17 protein-coding genes are annotated in these 21,521 nt (G+C 46.9%); 11 read left to right on the top strand and 6 right to left on the bottom strand.

What is annotated here, in order from left to right; translation table 11 throughout:
- Position 1: 1 nt before the first annotated feature.
- A complete protein-coding gene (locus tag ABZR88_RS20560) occupies positions 2 to 3,436 on the bottom strand; it encodes a DUF4175 family protein (RefSeq protein ID WP_107827833.1) in 3,435 nt (1,144 codons plus the stop codon).
- 130 nt (positions 3,437 to 3,566) lie between these two features.
- Here ABZR88_RS20560 and ABZR88_RS20555 point away from each other — a divergent pair, with 130 nt between their 5' ends.
- Entirely contained in the window at positions 3,567 to 3,920 is a 354-nt protein-coding gene (locus ABZR88_RS20555) for a hypothetical protein (protein WP_107827832.1), read from the top strand.
- 287 nt (positions 3,921 to 4,207) lie between these two features.
- Positions 4,208 to 5,095, top strand: a complete 888-nt coding sequence (gene sucD, locus ABZR88_RS20550) for a succinate--CoA ligase subunit alpha (RefSeq protein WP_107827831.1) — start codon at positions 4,208 to 4,210, stop codon at positions 5,093 to 5,095.
- A gap of 332 nt (positions 5,096 to 5,427) precedes the next feature.
- Here sucD and ABZR88_RS20545 read toward each other — a convergent pair whose 3' ends face one another.
- The 3 genes from ABZR88_RS20545 to ABZR88_RS20535 form a co-directional block, all read right to left on the bottom strand.
- Positions 5,428 to 7,116 carry a sodium:solute symporter gene (locus ABZR88_RS20545; RefSeq protein WP_107827830.1) on the bottom strand — a complete coding sequence of 563 codons (1,689 nt, stop codon included), beginning with the start codon at positions 7,114 to 7,116 and terminating at the stop codon, positions 5,428 to 5,430.
- 112 nt (positions 7,117 to 7,228) lie between these two features.
- Positions 7,229 to 7,417, bottom strand: coding sequence for a hypothetical protein (locus ABZR88_RS20540; RefSeq protein ID WP_107827829.1), 189 nt, complete (start codon positions 7,415 to 7,417; stop codon positions 7,229 to 7,231).
- Between the two features lie 79 nt (positions 7,418 to 7,496).
- Positions 7,497 to 8,474 (bottom strand): RDD family protein, encoded by a 978-nt coding sequence (locus ABZR88_RS20535; RefSeq protein WP_107827828.1) that lies wholly within the window; start codon positions 8,472 to 8,474, stop codon positions 7,497 to 7,499.
- Between the two features lie 399 nt (positions 8,475 to 8,873).
- Here ABZR88_RS20535 and ABZR88_RS20530 point away from each other — a divergent pair, with 399 nt between their 5' ends.
- From ABZR88_RS20530 to ABZR88_RS20510, 5 genes are all read left to right on the top strand, one after another.
- Positions 8,874 to 11,267, top strand: coding sequence for a TonB-dependent receptor (locus ABZR88_RS20530; protein ID WP_245917008.1), 2,394 nt, complete (start codon positions 8,874 to 8,876; stop codon positions 11,265 to 11,267).
- Between the two features lie 221 nt (positions 11,268 to 11,488).
- Positions 11,489 to 12,121 carry a nicotinamide riboside transporter PnuC gene (gene pnuC / locus ABZR88_RS20525; RefSeq protein ID WP_107827827.1) on the top strand — a complete coding sequence of 211 codons (633 nt, stop codon included), beginning with the start codon at positions 11,489 to 11,491 and terminating at the stop codon, positions 12,119 to 12,121.
- A complete protein-coding gene (locus ABZR88_RS20520) occupies positions 12,118 to 13,218 on the top strand; it encodes an acyl-CoA dehydrogenase (RefSeq protein ID WP_107827826.1) in 1,101 nt (366 codons plus the stop codon). Before pnuC ends, ABZR88_RS20520 begins: the two co-directional genes overlap by 4 nt.
- Positions 13,219 to 13,389: 171 nt before the next feature.
- A complete protein-coding gene (gene pafA, locus ABZR88_RS20515; RefSeq protein ID WP_107827825.1) occupies positions 13,390 to 15,045 on the top strand; it encodes an alkaline phosphatase PafA in 1,656 nt (551 codons plus the stop codon).
- Between the two features lie 284 nt (positions 15,046 to 15,329).
- Positions 15,330 to 16,142 (top strand): SDR family oxidoreductase, encoded by an 813-nt coding sequence (locus ABZR88_RS20510; protein ID WP_107827824.1) that lies wholly within the window; start codon positions 15,330 to 15,332, stop codon positions 16,140 to 16,142.
- Between the two features lie 80 nt (positions 16,143 to 16,222).
- Here the strand turns inward: ABZR88_RS20510 and ABZR88_RS20505 are convergent, their stop codons facing one another.
- Positions 16,223 to 16,474, bottom strand: a complete 252-nt coding sequence (locus ABZR88_RS20505; RefSeq protein WP_107827823.1) for a hypothetical protein — start codon at positions 16,472 to 16,474, stop codon at positions 16,223 to 16,225.
- Between the two features lie 222 nt (positions 16,475 to 16,696).
- On the opposite strand from ABZR88_RS20505, the gene panD reads away from it, so the two are divergent.
- Both panD and radA read left to right on the top strand, forming a co-directional pair.
- Entirely contained in the window at positions 16,697 to 17,044 is a 348-nt protein-coding gene (gene panD, locus ABZR88_RS20500) for an aspartate 1-decarboxylase (protein WP_107827822.1), read from the top strand.
- Between the two features lie 333 nt (positions 17,045 to 17,377).
- On the top strand, positions 17,378 to 18,892 hold the full coding sequence (gene radA, locus ABZR88_RS20495) for a DNA repair protein RadA (RefSeq protein ID WP_107827821.1): 1,515 nt from the start codon (positions 17,378 to 17,380) through the stop codon (positions 18,890 to 18,892).
- Positions 18,893 to 19,062: 170 nt separating this feature from the next.
- Here radA and ABZR88_RS20490 read toward each other — a convergent pair whose 3' ends face one another.
- On the bottom strand, positions 19,063 to 20,454 hold the full coding sequence (locus tag ABZR88_RS20490; protein WP_107827820.1) for a fibronectin type III domain-containing protein: 1,392 nt from the start codon (positions 20,452 to 20,454) through the stop codon (positions 19,063 to 19,065).
- Positions 20,455 to 20,587: 133 nt separating this feature from the next.
- Here ABZR88_RS20490 and ABZR88_RS20485 point away from each other — a divergent pair, with 133 nt between their 5' ends.
- Both ABZR88_RS20485 and ABZR88_RS20480 read left to right on the top strand, forming a co-directional pair.
- Complete coding sequence (locus ABZR88_RS20485; protein WP_107827819.1) at positions 20,588 to 21,067, top strand: DUF4920 domain-containing protein; 480 nt, start codon at positions 20,588 to 20,590, stop codon at positions 21,065 to 21,067.
- 116 nt (positions 21,068 to 21,183) lie between these two features.
- Complete coding sequence (locus tag ABZR88_RS20480) at positions 21,184 to 21,519, top strand: DUF1810 domain-containing protein (protein WP_369434701.1); 336 nt, start codon at positions 21,184 to 21,186, stop codon at positions 21,517 to 21,519.
- The last annotated feature ends 2 nt before the right edge of the window (positions 21,520 to 21,521 follow it).

The following is a 21,521-nucleotide window of genomic DNA, read 5'->3' as shown; positions in this document are numbered from 1 at the left end:
ACTATTTAGCATTAAGTTGATCAAAGTACGATTTAATTTTTTGCTTATAATACAAATTCAATGCCGCAGGTACAGTTTTTATTTGTTCGGTTTGTTTTGACCGGGTTTGTTGATAGTTCTGCAAGGCTTTGATGTATCCCGGAGGCATATCTTTGCCGGCGTTGCTCTGGCGTTTTTGGTCTTGTTCGCGTTCCTGCTCGGCTTTTTCGGCTTCCAGCAAACGCGATTGTATTTGCTGTTGCCGTTTTATAGATTCCTCAGTTATTTTCCTGTTTACGAGATCGTTCTCAGTTTGTTCCATTTGCTTGGCAATTTTTTGCAGATCGCCCATGCCGCTGCGACCGTCTTTATTTTCTTCCTGGTTAATCCGCTCCAGTTCCTGACGGATCTGTTGCTGGGCCCTTGCCATGCGTGCCAGTTGTTCACTTTGGCTCTGGTGCTCGCTGCGGCTCATGTTGTTGCCTTGTTGCTGCATTTGCTGCCGCATGCGCTGCATATTATTATTCAGCTGCTGCTGCATGCGGCTTAGCTGCTGCATGTTGGGCTTACTTTTGCCCTTGCCGCTTTTTGATTTGCTCATCTGATCTTGCAGATGATCCAGCGCTTCGGCCAGCATCAAAGCCAAGTTGTTCATAGACGTCATGCTGAACTGCTGGTTGCGGTTAGCCTCGGCGGTGCGGCGGTCGCCCAGGTTTTCCAACGCTTTATCAATATGATCATTGATGCTGCTAATTTCGGTATTTACGGTGGATTGTATCTGCTGAATGCGCCTGCTTAATGAATATAACGTATCTTCTGCCGTTTTAAGATTGTCTTTGATATCTTTTTGTTTCTGGGCCAGCGTTACATAGTTAGGGTCGTTAATGTTAGTGCCCTTCAGGGTTTGCATCAACTTTTCCTGCTCAAATGAACTGTTAACCAGGCTCTTTAATAACTCGCGTAATTGCTGGGCATCAACAGAGTTCTGCTCACTCTCGCTATCCTCGCTGCTTTGGCGCATTTGCTGGGCCATTTTTTGCATGCGCTGTGCGGCCTGTCGCTGAGATTTTGATGCATTCTGCCGGTCATTCTTTTGCAGGTTTTGCTTGCTGTTCTCCATATTCTGCTCCACTTCCTGCTTATCCCGCTCGTTATTGGGCATATCCTGTTTTTGCTCCAGTTGATCGTTCTGCTTTTTCAGATCGTCCATTTGTTGCTCTACCTGCTTAAAATCTTCGCTCAGCTTTTGTTGTTCCTGCTGTAATTGCTGCTGATTAGGCTGCTGTTGATTGGATGGTTGTTGGTCTTTATCACCGTTCTGCTGCTGACCGTTTTGCTGCTGTTGATTCTTATCGCCCGCTTGCTGCTGTTGGTTCTGATTTTTTTGATCTTTTGGCTGCTGTGTTTTATCGGCCAGTTTATTCTGATCATTAGCCAGTTTTTCCAGTTGATTGGCGGTTTGGTTTAATTGCTGTTCAAATTGCAGGCGTTTATAGAGGGCCTGCATGCGGTCGAGCTCTTTGCGCAGATTCTTATTATCGCTCTGCATCTGGTTCAGGGCATCACGGGTGGAGTCTTTGCGCTCGGCTTCCAGTAGTTTTTGCAGCTGCTCCAGTAATTGTTGCGTTTGCGGATCGAGCACATTGTTGAGCAGTTGCTCCATCTGTTTCTGCTTATCGGTAAGCGACTGATCCTGTTGCTGGTTCTCCTGCCTGTTATAGTTGTTTTTGCGGTTCTCGTCCTGAATTTGCTTTACCAGGTCATTCAGATCTTTCTTTTTCTGCAGCAAGTCCTGGATCTGTTTCTTCTCGTCGAAAGACAGGTTATTTTTATTTAGCAGCAGTTGATTCAGTTTTTGCGTCTCACGCTCCAATTGCGTAGCCATTTTAATGGCCGATGCCATTTTATCCATTACGCCTTTGCTGCCGGCGTTCAGCTGCTCATTCAGCTCTTTTTGCGTAGGGACAATGAGACTATGTTCTGCAGTACGCGCTTTTTTCGGGCCGTTAACGGCATCGTTATCGGCAACCTCAAAGTAATAATGCACCTGGTCGCCGGGTTTTACCTGCAGGTCTTTTAAATCCCAGAAATAGAAGAAATCTGCCTGGGTTTGACTCAGATCGGCTTTTACAGGCTTGCTGTAATTCTTTTCGCCTGTTACGCCAGCTGCATTAACTGTATAGTGGAAAGTAAGCGATGAAAAACCATGATCATCCTGTGCACGTCCATTAAAATAGATGGCCTTGGTACTTACCGAATCGGCACGTTCATCGGCTGTAATACTTGGCGCTTCGTCGGTAATTACATTGATGCGGTATCCAGCAGAGTCGCCGCGGGTAATGTTGCCGTTTTCGGGTTTTAAAGAGTAAACAGCATTGGCACTGATGCGCTCGGTATGTTCAAATAAGCCGTCTTTGCCATTTTCGATAGGGGTAGTGGCATCATTCAGCTTAAAAATCACCCGGTTGGCATTTTGCGTGTGCAGCTGCCACTTAACGGTGGTACCGGCAGGGATATTCAGATCGCCGGCATTTAAAACGGTTTCATTCTTTTTATGCAGATAGGCCGGATAACTTAGCTGCACATCAAAATGCAGCAGCGATGGCTTCAGGTTTACTTTAATTTGATACGGCTGCGAGTAAAACCCGTTGGCCGAGAGCCTGAATGAGGTACTTTGCTGCACATTATTAAAGATATAATGAAAGCGAGAGAGGTTCTCTTTATCAAGCTTAAAAGTATTATTGGCTGTTTCTATATAAACATCGGCAGGCAGGTTGTTGCCGGTTAGTTTGAGGTCCAGTTTTACATCTTCACCCTGCACGGCCGAGAGACTTTTGTTTAGCACCACAAACTGAAAAGGGGCCAGAGGTGCAAAGTACTCGTTATGACGGATAAGCCGTTTGGTGCTCTCTGTCAGTACTGATGGCGCTGCCAATGCAATTACACAGATAACTGCGGCCGGGAAGATGACCCATTTGAGGTATTTGTTATTCTCTTTCAGATTGATAGCCGAAGGGAAACTCACGGGTTTCAAAACCTCTATCTTTTGATTGATGCTGGCTTCTATGAGTAGTCGGTGTCGCTCATCCTCGCCGGCCAGTTTTTTGAGTTGAAGGGTGTTGAGCAGTTTATCGCTTACATCACTAAAATGTTTGCCGATGATCTGTGCGGCTTCATCATGCGAGATGGTTTTACCCAACCTGAGCCAGGCCAGCAATGAGGGAACTACCAGCCAAATAAGCAAGGTAAGGTTGATGAGGATAAACGCATAGAACAACAATGTGCGCAGGGTACTGCTGAAGTTACCGAAATACTCGCTCAAAGTAATAACCACGTAGGCCGAAAACAGCCCAGCGCCCAGAAAGATCAGTCCACGCAGCAGGTTATTAAAGTAATACTTGCGGATGAACAGGTTGATCTTTTCAATAAGCAATTCATAGTTATTGTTAGCGTCCATACCTGAATACTAAATTAGCAGATATACCTCATTAAACGGAAATTGCGCTGTAATAATTATACGGTGCTGACGGAGAATAACTGTTAAATGTTTTGTTGTCAGCTTTGTAACAAAGTTTGTAAGTTTAGCTATGCTTAAACCGGTTATATTGATATTGATGCTGCTGATTTTATGCGGATGCAAATCAAAGTTTGATAAAAAGCTTTGGGTGGTACAGGGAGATGTTGATGGTTACCCTTACCGCAATGATATGGTGGATGACTTGGTAAAGCATCATAAACTGCGAGGGCTGACATACCGGCAACTCGTAGATTCATTAGGAAACCCAAATAATTCGGTTGATGATACCTCTGGTATTATATATTATGATGTTAAAATAGATTACGGTTGGGATATTGACCCGGTTTATGTTAAGTCGTTACGGCTGATGATAAATAAAGACTCGATAGTTACTGGTGTAGATATCAAGGAGTGGAAGCATTGATGAATGCTCTGCTAAACTCGCGACAGCAAAGAAATTTTTAAGAATCTGTAGATTTAACCACTAAAGAGGCAATTGCAAGTGCCTGTTTTGGCAGTAATCCTCAATAAAGTATGACATTTTACATAGTCTAGGCACGTAATTCTTTAAATTATGTTCGATTATGCCATTTATAAGCCTTTCAATTTTAAGAAATTGTAAAAAATTCGCTTCTTCTTAAAAAAAAATGCAATCTGTGACTGAGGCGGTTAAAAAATTTTTAGCTTTGCGACAATCAAAATGAAAAATAGATGAGCGTCCTTGTAAACAAAGATTCAAAAGTTATTGTGCAGGGTTTCACCGGCACCGAAGGTACTTTCCATGCTTCGCAGATGATCGAGTACGGAACCCAGGTTGTAGGTGGTGTAACCCCAGGTAAAGGTGGCCAAAAGCATCTGGACAAACCTGTTTTTAATACGGTAGCCGACGCGGTTGCAGAAACTGGCGCCAATGTATCTATCATTTTTGTTCCTCCTGCTTTTGCTGCCGACGCTATTATGGAAGCTGCTGAGGCTGGTATCAAAGTGATTATCTGTATCACCGAAGGTATCCCAACCAAAGATATGATCCAGGTAAAAGAATACCTGAAAGGTCGTGACAGCCGTTTGATCGGCCCTAACTGCCCGGGTGTAATCACTGCTGATGAGGCTAAAATTGGTATTATGCCAGGCTTCATCTTCAAAAAAGGTAACGTAGGTGTAGTATCAAAATCTGGTACTTTAACTTATGAAGCTGTTGATCAGGTTGTTAAAGCTGGTTTGGGTATCACTACTGCTATCGGCATTGGTGGCGACCCAATCATTGGTACTCCAACCAAAGAAGCTGTTGAGTTGTTAATGAACGACCCTGAAACTCACGGTATCATCATGATCGGTGAGATTGGTGGTGGCATGGAAGCCGAAGCTGCTCGTTGGATCAAAGAAAACGGTACTAAACCAGTTGTAGGTTTCATCGCCGGTCAAACTGCTCCTGCAGGTCGCCGTATGGGCCACGCCGGTGCCATCGTAGGTGGTGCTGACGATACTGCTGCTGCCAAAATGAAAATTATGGCTGAGTGCGGTATCCGCGTAGTAGAGTCGCCAGCTGAAATTGGCGCTGCTATGGCTGAGGAACTGGCTAAACTAGCTAAATTAGTATAAAGCCCCCCTAACCCCCTGAAGGGGGAATGGCCTTCGGAATTAAAATTAACTTCGTTGAATGCTTCGCAGTTTTTGATTTCGGATATATAGAAATAAATAGAAAATGCGGCTTTGGGCCGCATTTTCTATTTATACATCATGTCATCGCGAGCGAGCGAAGGGTGGGAAATGAGCGTTAGGGCGACGAGAAATCTTATACGATAGCAAAGCCTGATTGAATGGCATATTGGCGTATCGCAAGTACAAGATTTCTCTTGCGCTCCATTGCCCCTGCCCGTGCTCATCGAAATGACATGAAGGTTGATAGAGAGAAGAAAACGTTATGGAAAAAATTAAGCCGAAATAGCCTTCTTACGAATCGCCAAATTAATCACCCACGCAATCCCAATTACCAAAAAGCACCCGATAGGATTTAACCACAAATAAGCCACTGTTTTGGTAAATCCTAAGGCACAAACCACGGCCTCGGTAATCAGCGCTGCAATAAACACCGGTGTACCGCTGATGCGTTTAAAATAAAATGCCACCAGGAACACGCCAAGGATGGTGCCGTAGATGTAAGAGCCTAACAAGTTTACCGCTTCCAGCAGGTTGCCCATTTTCCCGGCAAACAGGGCCATGCCTATGCAAACCAGTCCCCAGAAAACGGTGGAAAGGCGCGAGGCAGTAACATAACTTTCATCACTGCCCTGGGTGTTAATCATCCTTTTATAAATATCAACTACCGTGGTAGATGCCAGCGAGTTGAGCGCACTGGCAGTAGAGCCCATTGACGCCAAAAACACTATGGCAATGAGCAAACCCACTAAACCGGTTGGCAGATAGCGTTTTACAAAGCTAAGGAAGATGTAATTGGTATCGTCTGTATTGGCGTTGGGGTTATTCAGCGTCATCAGCTTTAAACCCGCGCTGCGGATGCTGTCGCTCTTAGAAGTTAATTGATGCAGGTTTTGGGTAACTGCGTCGGTTTGGGTTTGATCTTTTGAGTCAATAAGTTTACCCGTCTGCTGCTGTTTGAGTACAAACAAACTATCATACTGCTTTTCCAGATGATTATAAGCTGGTGCATAGGTGCTCTTTTTGATCTGCTCGGCCTCGTAGCGATTAAAAAACATAGGCGGCTTGTTAAACTGGTAAAAAGCGAACACCAATATGCCGATGAGCAGGATGAGGAACTGCATGGGGATCTTGATCAGGCCATTCATAATCAGCCCTAAACGGCTCTGCGCTACCGAGGCACCGGCCAGGTAACGGCCCACCTGGCTTTGGTCTGTACCAAAGTAGGAGAGTTGCAGAAAGAACCCACCAATAAGGCCGCTCCACACCGTGTAACGGTTGTTCCAGTCAAAATGCCAGTCAATCACGTTCATGCGGCCCGCTTTGCCGGCTACTTTGAGCGCTTGTACAAAGCCTACACGCTCGGGCAGTATTTTTACCACCACTATACCGGCCAGAAACATACCGCAAAATATAATACTCATTTGCAGCAGCTGGGTATAGCTCACGGCTTTAGTGCCGCCGTAAACGGTGTAAAATATCACCAGCAGACCAATGAAAATAGTGGTATAGGTAACGTTGATGTTGAGGATGGTAGCCAGGATGATGGACGGCGCATAAATGGTGATCCCCGTAGATAATCCGCGCTGAATCAAAAACAGGAGTGACGTTAACGTTCTTGTTTTCAGATCGAAGCGTTGTTCCAGATACTCGTAAGCGGTGTAAACTTTGAGCCGGTGGAAGATGGGGACGAAGGTGATGCACAGCACAATCATGGCCAATGGCAGGCCGAAATAGAACTGCACAAAGCGCATTCCATCGCTGTAAGCCTGGCCGGGGGCCGAGAGGAACGTAATAGCGCTGGCTTGCGTAGCCATTACCGATAGGCCGATATGATACCAGGGCAACGAGCGCCCGCCTACCAGAAACTGATCTATATTTTTATTACTGCCACTCTTCCAGACGCCGTATAGTACAATCCCCAGCAGGGTAACGGTTAAAACTATCCAGTCGGCAATGCTCATTTAACGGAAGTACAGGGTGATGAGCCAGAAGATAAAAACTAAAAGAACCAGCCATACACCCACAATGATGTAAAACTGGTTCCAGTTACGTATAAATGTCGGTAGCTCCGGATCAGGCTTTTTCACTGCCTTTAACCAGAACATTCAGGAAGAAAGCTGCGGTTAATAAACCCATAACACCACCCACTACTACCCAGGTGAAACCTTTTTCAATTACGGCTCCGGTAAACATACCAGCCAGCAGGCCGATGATGTAGAATAGAGAATCGTAGTTTTCTTCTTCTTTTTTATGATTTTTCATGATGCTGTTTACAGTAATGATGTGGCAAAAGTAGGAGATTAATTGCTGTATCGCAACAGATTGAATAATTTTTTCAACACTAAGCTTGCGGTGTGGAAATCTGCTCGTCGGTCTCCACTATTTCTTCCATTACCACGTAGGTATCAGACCACTTATCGTGCCAGCCACGATCCATAAAAAACGAGATACTATCAAACGGAACCAGCCTGCTTAAACTTCTTATGGCAATGGTTTTAAATTGGGGAGTGCGGCTTTCATCATCAACTACACGTGTGCCGGTAAGGGTTTTAGCAGGGGTGATGCCAAAAATAGCCTCGTATATTGCAAAGTAGATCCAGGCGCAAACCAAAAAGAAAACTTGCGTGAGCAATACGGTGCCTACGTCCTCATTTGAATTGGCTGCGCTTGCGCCGTGAGATACCAGGCCCTCAAAAGTCTTTTGCAGGTCTGAAAAAATTAAGATGATGGTAAGGTTATCTATCAGGTTATGCATAAAGCGCGTGCCTTTGGATGCTTCTATATAAATGCCTACCTGTTCACCGTCCTCTTGCTCATGCAATTCTACGGCCACATCACGTGTGCGGTTAAAATATCTGAGTATGAGGAACGATACTACCAGCCATGCACATTCCATCGCCAGAAACTCTGCGTCGCCAATCATACGGTCGGTGGTTATTACCGGTGCTTTGTTGCCCATCATCGGTCTGAACAATACAAAAAACAACACCAGGCGCAGTATAGATACCACATTGCACCCAAAAATTAGGGAGTAAACAAACCGAAGTAGCCTGATCTGCCGCTCGCCGTTAATAGCGAAGCCGATGGCACCTAATATCAGCAGGAAATCAAAAATACCGTTAACCTGATTTAGTCCGTTAACGCGACCAACGGCCTTGGATCCAAATGATAATTGCAGGTTTAACGGACTAAATAGCTGTTTCAGATCGCCGATTTTAAAGTCGTGTGTTGTCCAGATCAGGTCATTGTAAACACTCCAAACGCCTACTATTAAACTAAAAACAATGATAAAATACTTGAAGGAGGGTTTAGCCTGCATAAGGGGGGAACTAGAATTTGCGGCAAAGGTAAATAATTGATCTTAAAACCAATGTAAACAAGTGCAACACGTAGCTCAGGTTAGGTTTAGGTTAAGCCCGTTTGCATTGTTAACACACAAAGCCTAACTTTGCGCCATATTTTTCTCAAGGGGTGCCTTGCTTTGAGCAATCAAACTGAAAGACAGGCTGAGATCATACCCATACCCCCCACCCCCCCTGAAGGGGGAGCATTTTATCCTCAAGATACTCTTCAGGACGATGTGCTCCCCCTTCAGGGGGCTGGGGGGTAACACCTGATCCGGGTAATGCCGGCGTAGGGAACAGGTAACACAGTTAAGTATTCTGAGCGATTTACCCTATCGAGCAGCAAGTTTAACAGGTTTTTTATACAAAGCACATTGAAGAACTTTTTTGCGGGCATTTTAGCCCTGCTGTTGCCGTACGCGGCATCGGCCCAACTTTCCGTATCGGGGAAGGTAACAGACAACGTTACGCATTATGCATTGCCCGGCGCTACCGTCAGCATCAAGGGTAAAAGCATTCAAACACAAACAGACCAGAAGGGCAATTATCGTCTTAATTTGCCTGAGGCTGGCAAATACACTTTTGTTATAACTTACATTGGCTATAACACTGGCGAAATTAATCAACAGGTTGCTGGAAGCATCAGGTTAAGCTTCAGTATTTCTTCAAATACCACTGTGACCGAGGAAGTAACCGTACACGGCACGCGTGCCGGCGCTAACTCACCAACCACTTATACCAATATCAATAAGGGCGATATTCAGAAAAACAATACCGGCCGGGGCTTTGAGTATTTGTTGGAGCAAACACCATCGGCTGTGGTAAGCTCAAATGCCGGGGCAGGTGTGGGCTATACCAGTATCCGTATCCGTGGTAGTGACGCTACCCGTACCAACGTAACGGTTAACGGTGTGCCAATGAATGATGCAGAAGATCAGGGTGTTTACTTTGTAGATATTCCGGATCTGGCTTCATCAGTAGATAACATCCAGGTGCAACGTGGCGTGGGCACTTCAACCAACGGTGCAGGTGCTTTTGGTGCCAGCATCAACATCCAGACCACCACCCGTCATGATACGGCTTATGCGCAGTTAGATAACTCAGCCGGCTCATACGGTACTATTAAAAACTCGGTGAGTGTGGGTACCGGCTTGCTGGGTGATCATTTTACGTTTGATGGCCGCCTGTCGCGCATTAACTCTGATGGTTACATTGAGCGCTCTGCATCGCAGTTAAAATCATATTTCCTGAGCGGTGCTTATTATAACCAAGGTACGGTACTGCGCCTGAACGTTTTTAGCGGCTATGAAAAAACCGGCCAGGCCTGGGACGGCGTGTCGGAAGATATGATCAATGCCGGCAACCGCCGTTACAATGAGTTGGGTTATATCGATGCTAGGGGTACTTATTACAACAACCAGACAGATAACTACTGGCAAAACTTTGCCCAGCTATTGCTAAATCAAAAGATCACAAGTGATCTGTCGTTCAGTGGCGCGTTACACTATACCCGTGGCTATGGGTATTACGAGGAGTACCAGAACGACCAGACTCTGGCCGACTACGGTATTACTCCTCAAACCGTTGGCGGTACTACCATCACCAACTCAGACCTGGTGCGCAGACTGTGGTTAAGCAATTACTTTTATGGCGCAACATATAACCTGAACTATCATCCATCAAACAAGATTGATGCAACACTGGGTGGTGCTTATAATGAGTACAGAGGCGACCATTACAACAACATAGAGTGGACACAACAAACCACCAACATCCCGCCAGATTATGAATACTCGCGCGACCGCGGTGTAAAGAAAGACTTTAACGTTTTTGCCCGTGCCGATTTCCATGCAGGTAACTTTTTGTTCTACGGCGATATGCAATACCGTCATATCAACTACTCGTTCCTGGGTTTTGACCGTGACTTGAGAAACGTGCAGCAGGATGTTCAGCTCAACTTTTTTAACCCTAAAGCGGGTATCACTTACCAACTGAACGATCAAAACAACATCTACGCATCGTTTGCAGTTGGTCACCACGAGCCTAACCGCAGCGATTATACCAATTCGTCGCCAGCCAGTCGCCCAAAACCAGAGACCTTGCTGGATTGGGAGCTGGGTTATCGCACCAAGCAAACCTGGATTACGGCCGGCATCAACGCTTTCTACATGAAATATAAAAACCAGCTAATCTTAACCGGCTCGCTGGATGATGTAGGCGAGGCTATCCGTACCAATGTGGATGATAGCTACCGCGCAGGCCTGGAAGCCGATGCGCGCATTAAATTCTGTGATGGATTTAACTGGGCGCTAACTGCATCAGTTAGCCGTAACAGGGTGAAAAATTTCCACCAGTTTTTATATAACGATGCTACTGGTAATATGGATGAAACGGCTTATAACACCACTAACCTGGCTTACTCGCCTGGTTTTATAGGCAGCAGTTCATTGAATTTCCTACCGTTTAAAGGTGCGGAGTTCTCGTTCATCAGCAGGTATATCACCCGCCAGTACCTGGATAACACCAGCACGGTGAGCCGTTCGCTGCCGGAGTATTTTGTGAGCGATGTGCGCTTAAACTATAACTTCAAAATTAAAGGCATCAAAAATATTGGCGTTGGCTTGCTGGTAAATAACGTGTTCAGCAAAGCTTATTCGTCAGACGGAGCAACTTACCCTGGTATTTACAGCGGACAGTTAAATAACTATAACTACTTCTTTACACAGGCGCCAAGGAATTTCCTGGCATCACTGAGTTTGAGGTTTTAACAGCCGAGCCTAAACTCTCTCCATCAATGGAGAGGGTTGGGATGAGGCTTACAAGCAATACTACCTAAACCTTATCATATATCCAGGCTCTGGTGATAACCGGAGTCGGGCAAACAATCACGCAGTCGCTCGGCTCCAGCCGAAGACGCGAGCGACTGCAAATGATTCAATAACAGAATAAAATCTCCCTCTCCTTTGGAGAGGGCCGGGGAGGAGATACCATGCAACACTTAATTCATTTATTCTGGGAGCAGATAAAAGAAACCACCTGGCTGGAGTGGCTGGCCGTTATGGCCAGTGTAGCCGAAGTTTTGCTGGCAAAAAAGAACAACATCTGGTTGTATCCAACCGGGATATTAGGCATATTAGCAGGAAGTATTCTGTTACTGGAAAGTAGCCTTTATGCCGAAACCGCGCTGAACGGTTATTACCTGGTGATGAGCATTTATGGCTGGGTGCACTGGATTAAACGACGGAATGAGCCACCGGTAAAAATTAGTAACAGCAGCCGGCAGGAGTGGGGCATTACGCTGGCCATCACCTTTGTGGGTTGGGCGGTGTTGTATGTGCTGTTAAAACATTTTACCAATTCTAACGTTCCGGTTTGGGATTCATTTGTTTCATCGAGCGCCTGGGCCGGTATGTGGTTGCTGGCGCGCCGTAAAACAGAAAACTGGATATTGCTAAACATATCTAATCTGTTTGCAATCCCGCTGTTATTCTACAAGCAGTTGCCGTTGATGGCGCTGCTCACCCTATTTTTATTTATAGTGGCCATTTTTGGATATCTGGATTGGCTGCGCATTTTAAAGAAAGAACGAGCCGAAACTGTAAGCATATCTACCGCATCATGAGAAAACCGCCGCCGCATCCATCAGATTATATTGATCAGGAACATGCCGACGTCATACGCCGGTATTCCGGCCAGGCAGAGCTGGATGGGCAGTTGCACCCGGAGCAAATGAAGATCATCCAACGGTTGGGGTGGTTCAAGCTGCTGGTGCCATGGACTTATGGCGGACTGGAGCGCGGCATCCCCCAGTTAGTGCGCCTGCAGGAAGGCATCAGCTGGGCCGATGGCAGCGCCGGATGGGTGGTAACATTGTGCGCCGGTGCAGGCTGGTTTGGTGGATTTATGACGGCCCATACCGCACATCAAATATTTAACACCCCACAAGTTTGCCTGGCGGGCAGTGGTGCCACTACGGGCCAGGCCGAAATTACGGCCGATGGTTACCGCATCAATGGCATTTGGAACTATGCCAGCGGTGCGCATCATGCCACGCATTTTACGGTAAATTGTTTGATTAAACGTAACGGCGAGGCGGTATTGGACGAAAAGGGCGAGCCTTGGGTGTTGCCTTTTGTGGTAGATAAAAAAGACGTAACACTAAAGCCCACCTGGAAAACCATGGGCATGGTAGCCACGGGCAGTCATTCGTTTATTATTGAGGATTTAGTTGTATCCGAAGATCGCTGTTTTCATATCGACCCAGATTATGCCGAAGTGAACGAAGATCTTTATCAATACCCATTCCTGCAATTGGCAGAAGCTACGCTGGCCGTCAACATGTCGGGTATGGCTATCCATTTTATAGATCTGTGTAAAGAACTCTTTGAGGATAAAAAGAGGAATCCGCGACTGCTGGTGGAGAACATGCTGCTGCTGGACGATCTGATTGACGATACCACCGCCCTCATTAATGCCACACGCGAGCTCTTTTATAAATCGGTAGACATCTCCTGGGAAAAGCCGGTTGACAATCGCCAGTGCGAATTGAAGAACGTAAGTAAATCCAGCCGTACGCTGGCCAAAATATCCCGCGAGGTAGTAGATACTCTTTATCCTTACTGCGGCCTGCGCGCAGCCGCTGCCGATAGCGAGATCAATCGCGTTTGGCGCGATATGCATACCGCCGGCCAGCACGCTATTTTTACGTTTGAGCGATAGATCTCATCGTCGCAGTCGCTCGCGTCTTCGCGAGAGACGATTATCCTGCGGCCTCTGGCCGCGCTCTGCCCTCAATAACCTTTCGTTAAATTACCGTTAACAATAACATCACACACACGCTCCCTTTATTTGTGGATATTTGGCCGAATTTACAAACACCATTTGAAGATCATGAGGCTTAAATCCATCCTTCTTTTAACCTTCGGGATTGCTGCTACTGCAACCGCCCAGGTAAAAAAGAAAACAGAAACCGCAACAAACGCTTTACCCCGCCCTAAACTGGTGGTGGGCCTGGTAGTAGACCAGATGCGCTGGGACTACCTGTACCGCTATTACGATCGTTACCAGGCTGGCGGTTTTAAACGCATGCTGGGCGAAGGTTTTACCTGCGAGAATACCAGCGTAGATTATATTCCAACCGTAACCGCGGCTGGTCACAGCTGTGTGTACACCGGTTCTGTACCGGCCATTCACGGCATTGCCGGTAATGATTTTATTGATCAGGCCACGGGCAGGGCTATGTATTGTACCGAAGATACCACGGTAAAAACAGTTGGTAGCACGTCGCACGCCGGCGAAATGTCGCCACGTAACCTGGAGGCCAGCACCATTACCGACGAGCTGAAGCTGGCTACCAACTTCCGCTCAAAAGTTATTGGCATCGCACTGAAAGATCGTGGCGGTATTCTGCCTGCCGGTCACGCTGCAAATGCCGCATACTGGTTTGACGATGCATCAGGCAATTGGATTACCAGCACCTTTTACATGAACGATTTGCCTGCATGGGTAAAACAATTTAATGACCAGAAACTACCTGAGAAATATTTGAAACAAGATTGGAACACCCTGTATCCAATCAATACTTATTTACAGAGCACTGCCGACAATACGCCATACGAAGGCCGCGTTGGTGGCGCTGCTAGCCCAACTTTCCCGTTCAAAACGTCAGAACTGTACAATGGTAACCTGGGCATGATCCGCACTACGCCTTACGGTAACACGCTGACGCTGGATCTGGCCAAAGCAGCCATTGATGCCGAGCACTTGGGCAACAACACCGTAACCGACTTTTTGGCTGTGAGTCTTTCCTCAACCGACTATGTTGGTCACCTGGTAGGTGTTAATGCGGTGGAGACAGAAGATACTTACCTGCGTTTGGATAAAGATCTGGCCGCGTTCTTCAGCTACCTGGATGCCAAAGTAGGTAAAGGTAATTATACCGTATTCCTGACTGCCGACCACGGCGCTGCACACAACCCTAAATTCCTGACCGACCATAACATCCCGGCAGGCACCTGGAAAGCTGGCGAAGCCATGCGCGGCATGAACGCCATGCTGAACGAGAAATACAAGGTAAATAATCTGGTGATCAGCCTGGACAACTATCAGGTTAACCTTAATAACATCGCCATCAAAAAACAAAACATCAGCGAGCAGGCCGTTAAAAACGACATTATCGACTGGCTGGGCAAACAGCCGGCAGTAGCCTTTGCTGTTGACATGAAAGCCGCGCAAATAGCCAATATCCCTGAAGAGCTGCGTTATCGCATTATCAATGGTTACAGCATTGAGCACAGTGGTGTGATCCAGATCATCCTGAAACCGGGATGGTTTGCGGGTTCGGGCTTAACAGGTACCACCCACGGTACCTGGAATCCTTATGATACGCACATCCCGCTGGTATTCTTCGGTTGGGGTATCCAGCATGGCAGTCTGGTCAGACCAACCCACATGACCGATATCTCGGCCACGCTGGCAGCCCTGCTGCACATCCAGGCCCCAAGCGGTTGTATTGGCGTGCCAATCAGCGAAGTGATTAAGAAGTAATTAGCCTAATATTATAAAGCAACCGGCCTGGACACAGGCCGGTTGCTTTGTTTTACCCCCATGTCATTTCGACCAACGGGAGAAATCTTAGCCCCCACGCCAATCAGGTGGCTCAGGCATCGCCCAAAATTTCTCTCTACGCTTCGCTGCTTATAAATGACACAGCGGAGTATGAGCAGCCAATTCATAATCAGGTTAATCAAACAGAATAAAAACCACATCACACTTAATCTATTCTGTTATTTTTTTGCTTGTTTTGAACCCGAAAAACAAATACTCCCGATATGGAAGAATTCTCATTAAAAGATAAAGTGATCATCGTAACCGGCGGTACCGGTATTTTGGGTGATGCATTTATAAAAGGCATTGCCAAAGCAGGTGGTACCGTAGGCATTTTGGGCCGTAACCAGGCTGTAGCCCAGGAGCGCGCCGATGCAGTGGTAGCCGCAGGTGGTAAAGCCATGGCACTGATTGCAGACGTAATGCAGGAAGATCAACTGATTGCTGCTAAAAACCAGATCATGGATGCTTATGGCCGTATTGATGGCCTGGTAAACGGTGCTGGCGGCAACATGCCAGGCGGTATTGTACAACCCGGCGATGATGTGTTTAAACTAAATATGGACGGTCTGCGCCAGGTAATGGACCTGAATCTGTACGGCACGCTGATCCCTACCCAGGTTTTTGGCGAGGTGATGGCACAAGCTGGTAGCGGTAGTATCGTAAATATCTCATCTATGGCTTCGCAACGCGCAATTACCAAGGTGTTGGGTTATACGCTGGCTAAAACTGCTGTTGATGCCTATACCAGGTGGTTTGCAGTAGAAATGGCTAACCGCCATGGCGATAAATTGCGTATGAACGCAATTGCCCCAGGTTTCTTCCTAACCGAACAAAACCGTACGCTGCTTACCCAGCCAGATGGCGGTTATACCGAGCGTGGTAACCTGGTGTTGCAGAACACCCCATACAAACGTTTCGGCGAGCCAGACGAGCTGATTGGCGCCCTGGTGTGGTTGCTAAGCGATGCCTCTAAATTTGTAACCGGTACGGTTATTAATGTTGATGGCGGTTTCTCCGTTTTCAGCGGCGTATAAAATACAAAGCGCTATAAAATATAAAAGGCCGTGCGAGGGGAGTACCTGCACGGCCTTTTCTTATCAACAAGGGTCCGTTTTTAAACGTGGTGCCCCAATACATGTTTTTTAATAAACTCGATGTTTGAACCGGGCAGGGTGTTGCCTGCGGTTTGATGCAGGGTGCCGTCAGGCTCAATTTGCAGGGTGGCATCAATGTTATTATCAATATGTACCTGTAAAATATCGTCTTTTTTCTCTACCCGGCACGCCAACTCCCGCTCCGAGTAATTGATGGTGAACTCATAGTTACCATCGCTGCCTTTTGGCAGTGTTTCGCTGGTCGTATTCATAGTGATGTTTTATTTAAACAACGCGCGCTATTGCGGGGTTGTTTTAACAATTGAGGCAGATTAGCATAGCAAAAGCGACTATCGCGCTCGCAACATCATCCTAAATGTTTTTATACTGATGGGCTATATTGGTGTAAATAACAGGTAGCGTGGGTGTTACATTGTTGCGTCATAATATTGGCTTTGTATTTGCATATGTTAATTATATACTAACTTTGCGCCATGATAATAGAGGTGTTAAAATCCAAGATCCACAGGGCAAGGGTAACACAGGCAGAGCTGAACTACGTAGGCAGCATTACTATTGACGAAGCATTGATAGAAGCCGCCAACATTATACCAAACGAAAAGGTGCAGATTGTTAACAACAACAACGGCGCCCGTTTTGAGACTTATGTAATTAAAGGCGAGCGCGGAAGCGGAACGGTTTGCCTCAACGGCGCCACCGCCAGGCTGGCCCAGGTAGGCGATGTGGTGATCATCATGTCATACGCCCAAATGGAAATGGAAGAAGCCAGGAAATACGAGCCCATCCTCATCTTCCCGGATAACGATAATAAGCTGATCTAAACTAGGATTTAACGGATTTTGTAGATTTTCAGGATTTTTTGTAGAGCCACATATTTGTGGCTTATTTGCGCAATGATAGCAACCAAGAAAGGTGTCATGCTGAGGAACGAAGCATCTCTAAGGACAGTCCGCACGGTTTTGCATCAGAGATGCTTCGCTCTTGCTCAGCATGACATGATTAAATTTATCCTTAAGAAGGGTAGTCAAAACCTTGGTCTGCAAAATAACTACTAATCTTCAATCTCCCCATTTTTAATCTTTAGAATTCAAAAAAGCCAAAAATTTTAGCAATTCCCAAAACATTTGCGCACTTTTGCTTAACGGCAAATACAAATGGCTAAAACCAAAACCACCTATTTCTGTCAAAGCTGCGGCTATGAATCTCCAAAATGGCTGGGCAAATGCCCGTCATGCAGCCAGTGGAATACTTTTGTAGAAGAAATTATTGAAAAGGCAAATCCGTCCGTTCCAGACTGGCGGCAGCCCACCAATGGCTCAACCTCTATGCAACGCGCCAACAAGGCCATCCCTGTAAGCGCCATTGCTTATGATGAAGAGCCGCGCATTCCCACTCAGGATAAAGAATTAAACCGTGTGCTGGGCGGCGGTATCGTCCCCGGTTCATTGGTACTGATAGGCGGAGAGCCGGGCATCGGTAAATCAACCCTGATGCTGCAGATCGCGCTCAATATGCCCCATCTGAAAGTGCTTTATGTATCTGGCGAGGAAAGCGAGCGACAGATCAAAATGCGGGCGGAGCGTATAGCCCCAGCCCCCCAGCCCCCTGAAGGGGGAGCCGTTCGCAACAGGCAGTCCCCAATAGGCAATAAATCCGAAATTGAACATTCGACATCCGACATCTCCCTGCCTTTAGAGGGCCGGGTGGCCGAGGCCTTTATTTTGTGCGAAACATCAACCCAAAACATATTTAAACAGATAGAGCAGTTGCAGCCGGATTTGGTGGTGATTGATTCGATCCAAACCCTGCATTCGGCCCATATTGAGTCCACGCCGGGCAGTGTATCGCAGGTGCGGGAGTGTACGGCAGAATTACTGCGTTTTGCAAAGGAGAGCGGTACGCCTGTATTTTTGATTGGCCATATTACTAAAGACGGCATGATTGCCGGCCCGAAGATATTGGAGCACATGGTAGATACCGTACTGCAGTTTGAGGGCGACAGGCACCATGTTTACCGCATTTTACGTGCGGTGAAAAACAGGTTTGGAGCGGCATCAGAGTTGGGGATTTATGAGATGCTGGGTGCAGGCTTGCGCGAAGTATCCAACCCGTCTGAGATCTTATTATCACAACGCGATGAGCCTTTAAGCGGCATCACTATATCGGCCACGCTGGAAGGCATGCGCCCTATGATGATCGAAACCCAGGCACTGGTGAGTGACTCGCCTTACGGCACGCCTCAGCGCTCGGCTACGGGCTTTGATACGCGCCGCATGAATATGCTGCTGGCGGTGCTTGAAAAGCGCTGTGGCTTCCGTTTAGGGGCCAAAGACGTGTTTCTGAACATTACTGGCGGCATCAGAGTAGAAGACCCTGCTATTGACCTGGGACTGGCCGCTGCCATTATTTCCTCGCACGAGGATATGCCTATACCATTCAAAACCTGCTTTGCCGGTGAGTTGGGCCTCTCGGGCGAGATCAGGGCTGTAAATCGCATAGAACAGCGTATAGCCGAGGCGCAGAAACTGGGCTTTGAGCAGATTTTTATCTCCAAGTATAATTTACCGCAGGGCGGTCAGGATAAAAAGCGTATTGATCTCTCCCGTTATGATATCAGCGTAAAAACGGTAGCGAATATAGAGGAGGTATTTTCGTTGCTGTTTGGGTAGGGGGATAATCTGATTGTCATCCTGAGCGATAGCAAAGGATCTCTGCGGACAGGCTCCTACTCAAAGTTGATTTGCATCGGAGATGCTTCGTCCCTCGGCATGACATCATTATTGAGGCATAAACAAGAAAGGCTCCCATTGGGAGCCTTTCTCATAAAATATCATTTACCTCACGGAGCGGTTTTTACTACAATCTTCCGGATGCGGTTATTGTTGTTATCGGCTACATAAACATTGCCGCTTGCGTCAACTGCAAGCCCCTGCGGCGAGTCAAATTTGGCTGCGGTACCATCGCCATCAGCAAAGCCATAGGTAGCTGCATTTCCGCCCAGGTTATACAATACGTTGTTGGTACCTATCATCAGGATACGACCGGTTTGATCGGTGATGAAAAGTTTGCCTTTTTGGTCGCTGGCTATAGCCACCGGTGAGTTTAATACATCTGCAGAAGGTGTTGGGTTACCCAGTAAGGTAGACACCTTAGCGCTGCTGATAACAATTTTACGGATAGCGTAATTGCCCAGATCTGTTACATAAAGATTAGCTCCGTCAATTACGATGCCTGTAGGCGATCTAAAGAGGGCGCTGGTACCCGTAGAGTCTACATAGCCAACTGTGTTGGTGCCTGCAAAAGTGGTTACCTTGCCGGCTGGTGTTACTTTACGTATGGCAGAATTAATACGGTCTGTTACATATAAGTTGCCGCTGGCATCAACAGCCACCCCTGTGGGTGCGTTAAAGCGGGCATTGGTACCGGTGCTATCAACATAGCCGCTAAATTTGCCGCCTGCCAATGTGCTTACCACACCGGCTGTGGTTATTTTACGAATGGCGTTATTGCCGGCATCGGCTACATAAACGTTACCGCTGGCATCAACAGCTATGCCAATAGGTGCATAAAATTGCGCACTGGCGGCATTGCCATCAGCATAACCGGCAGCGCCGGTACCCGCCAGGTAAGTTACCACACCTGCCGGTGTAATTTTACGGATACTGTTGTTATAGGTGTCGGCTACGTAAAGGTTGCCGGCATTGTCTACAGCTATGCCTTGCGGATTGCTCAATGTAGCGGCAGTACCGGTGCCATTGCTATAACCAGCCGTTGTTTGACCGGCAAAAGTGCTAACGGTGCCATACATGTTATTGCCACCACCGGTTTTAAGCGTAGTTACTTGTACAGCCGGGCTATAATAAGTGGTGCTATTCATCACCGCGTAAGCACGTACGTAATATAGCGTGTTAGGGGTTAAGCCGTTAATAGTAGCTGTGTAGTTTACAGCACTTGGCGATGTAGCTACATTGTTTTTAGAATCGGCTGTGGTGGGGTTGTTTTTAGAAGAGCTCCAGCATACACCGTAGCTGGTTACTGTTCCTATCACAAAATTCTGAATCTGGTAATCAACACGCAAGGTGGTATCTTTTAAATTTGATACGATGGGGTTGACGGTTACATAGGGGGTCAACGGGGTTGAATCGTTGTTTTTATTACAGCCCTGAACCAATAACATTACCGGCACAAGCGCCGCTGCTAGTAAAAGCAGTAAGGGTAAGCGTTTTCTCATATACACGTTATCAAAGCAAAACTATAAAAAAACATTGTACTACAGTTTATATTATATGGTGATGCTGCTTTTTTAACACATTTTAACAAGCAGCGTGCCTCTGTAAAGTTCATAAAACCAATTGTTTTGCCCGATGTTGCTTTTAAAAGCATCTGCCAATATGAAAACGTTAGGTATTATGATCTGTCTGGCCGCCGCCACACTAGCGCAGGCACAGCACAAATTGCCCCATGGCATGGTATATGGAGCCAAGCCAAACACTACCCAGATAATAGCAGCCAACAAACTGGAAGACTGGATGGCCCGACGCCCGCGCGTAAGCACTACTATAAAAGGGCGGGTACTAAAAGTGACCGATGTTAGGGGAGGCTGGTTTGAGATGGATGGAGGCAGGGGGCGCGTAATTGCAGCGCATTTTAATCGCTCCGGCGTAAATTTGCCTAAAAACCTGGCTGGTAAAACAGCTGTGGTTGAGGGAATTGCGCAACGACAAATGGTAGCGGCTGATAAACAGCATTTTGCCGGCGACCGGGCCAACGGGCATCAACCGGAGGTGAATACTGATCCCAGAAAACATATAACATTTGAGGCGAAGGGGTTAGAAGTTTATTGATTTGAACGATTAAAAAAAGGGATGTCATGTTGAGCCCAGTCGAAACACGTGCGGGAGCCTCTCATATGCTTAGGCTATTGGCATGGGCCTTTACGCGCCCTTCGACGATGCTCAGGATGACACACTGGATGTGGTTCATCTTTCCGCAGATTGCCGGTTTGGGACTAAGTAGTACGTCAAAATATTATGCTATTAAGGATATGGACGAAGCTGTGGCCTATCTGGCACATCCAGAGCTTGGCGCGCGACTGGTGGAAATTTCAAATGCCCTGTTGCTGTTACCGGGTAACGATGCTCATCAGGTTTTCGGTTCTCCCGATGATATGAAGCTGCAATCAAGTATGACGCTGTTTGCTCAGCTGGATGGTGCACCGCAGGTATTTAGACAGGTGCTGGATAAATATTTTGACGGCGAGCCGGATAAACAGACGCTGCAATTAGTAGGAAAATAAAA

The organism is Mucilaginibacter yixingensis, assembly GCF_041080815.1.
Taxonomy (GTDB): Bacteria; Bacteroidota; Bacteroidia; order Sphingobacteriales; family Sphingobacteriaceae; genus Mucilaginibacter; species Mucilaginibacter yixingensis.
This window is presented reverse-complemented; position numbering and strand designations above follow the sequence as displayed.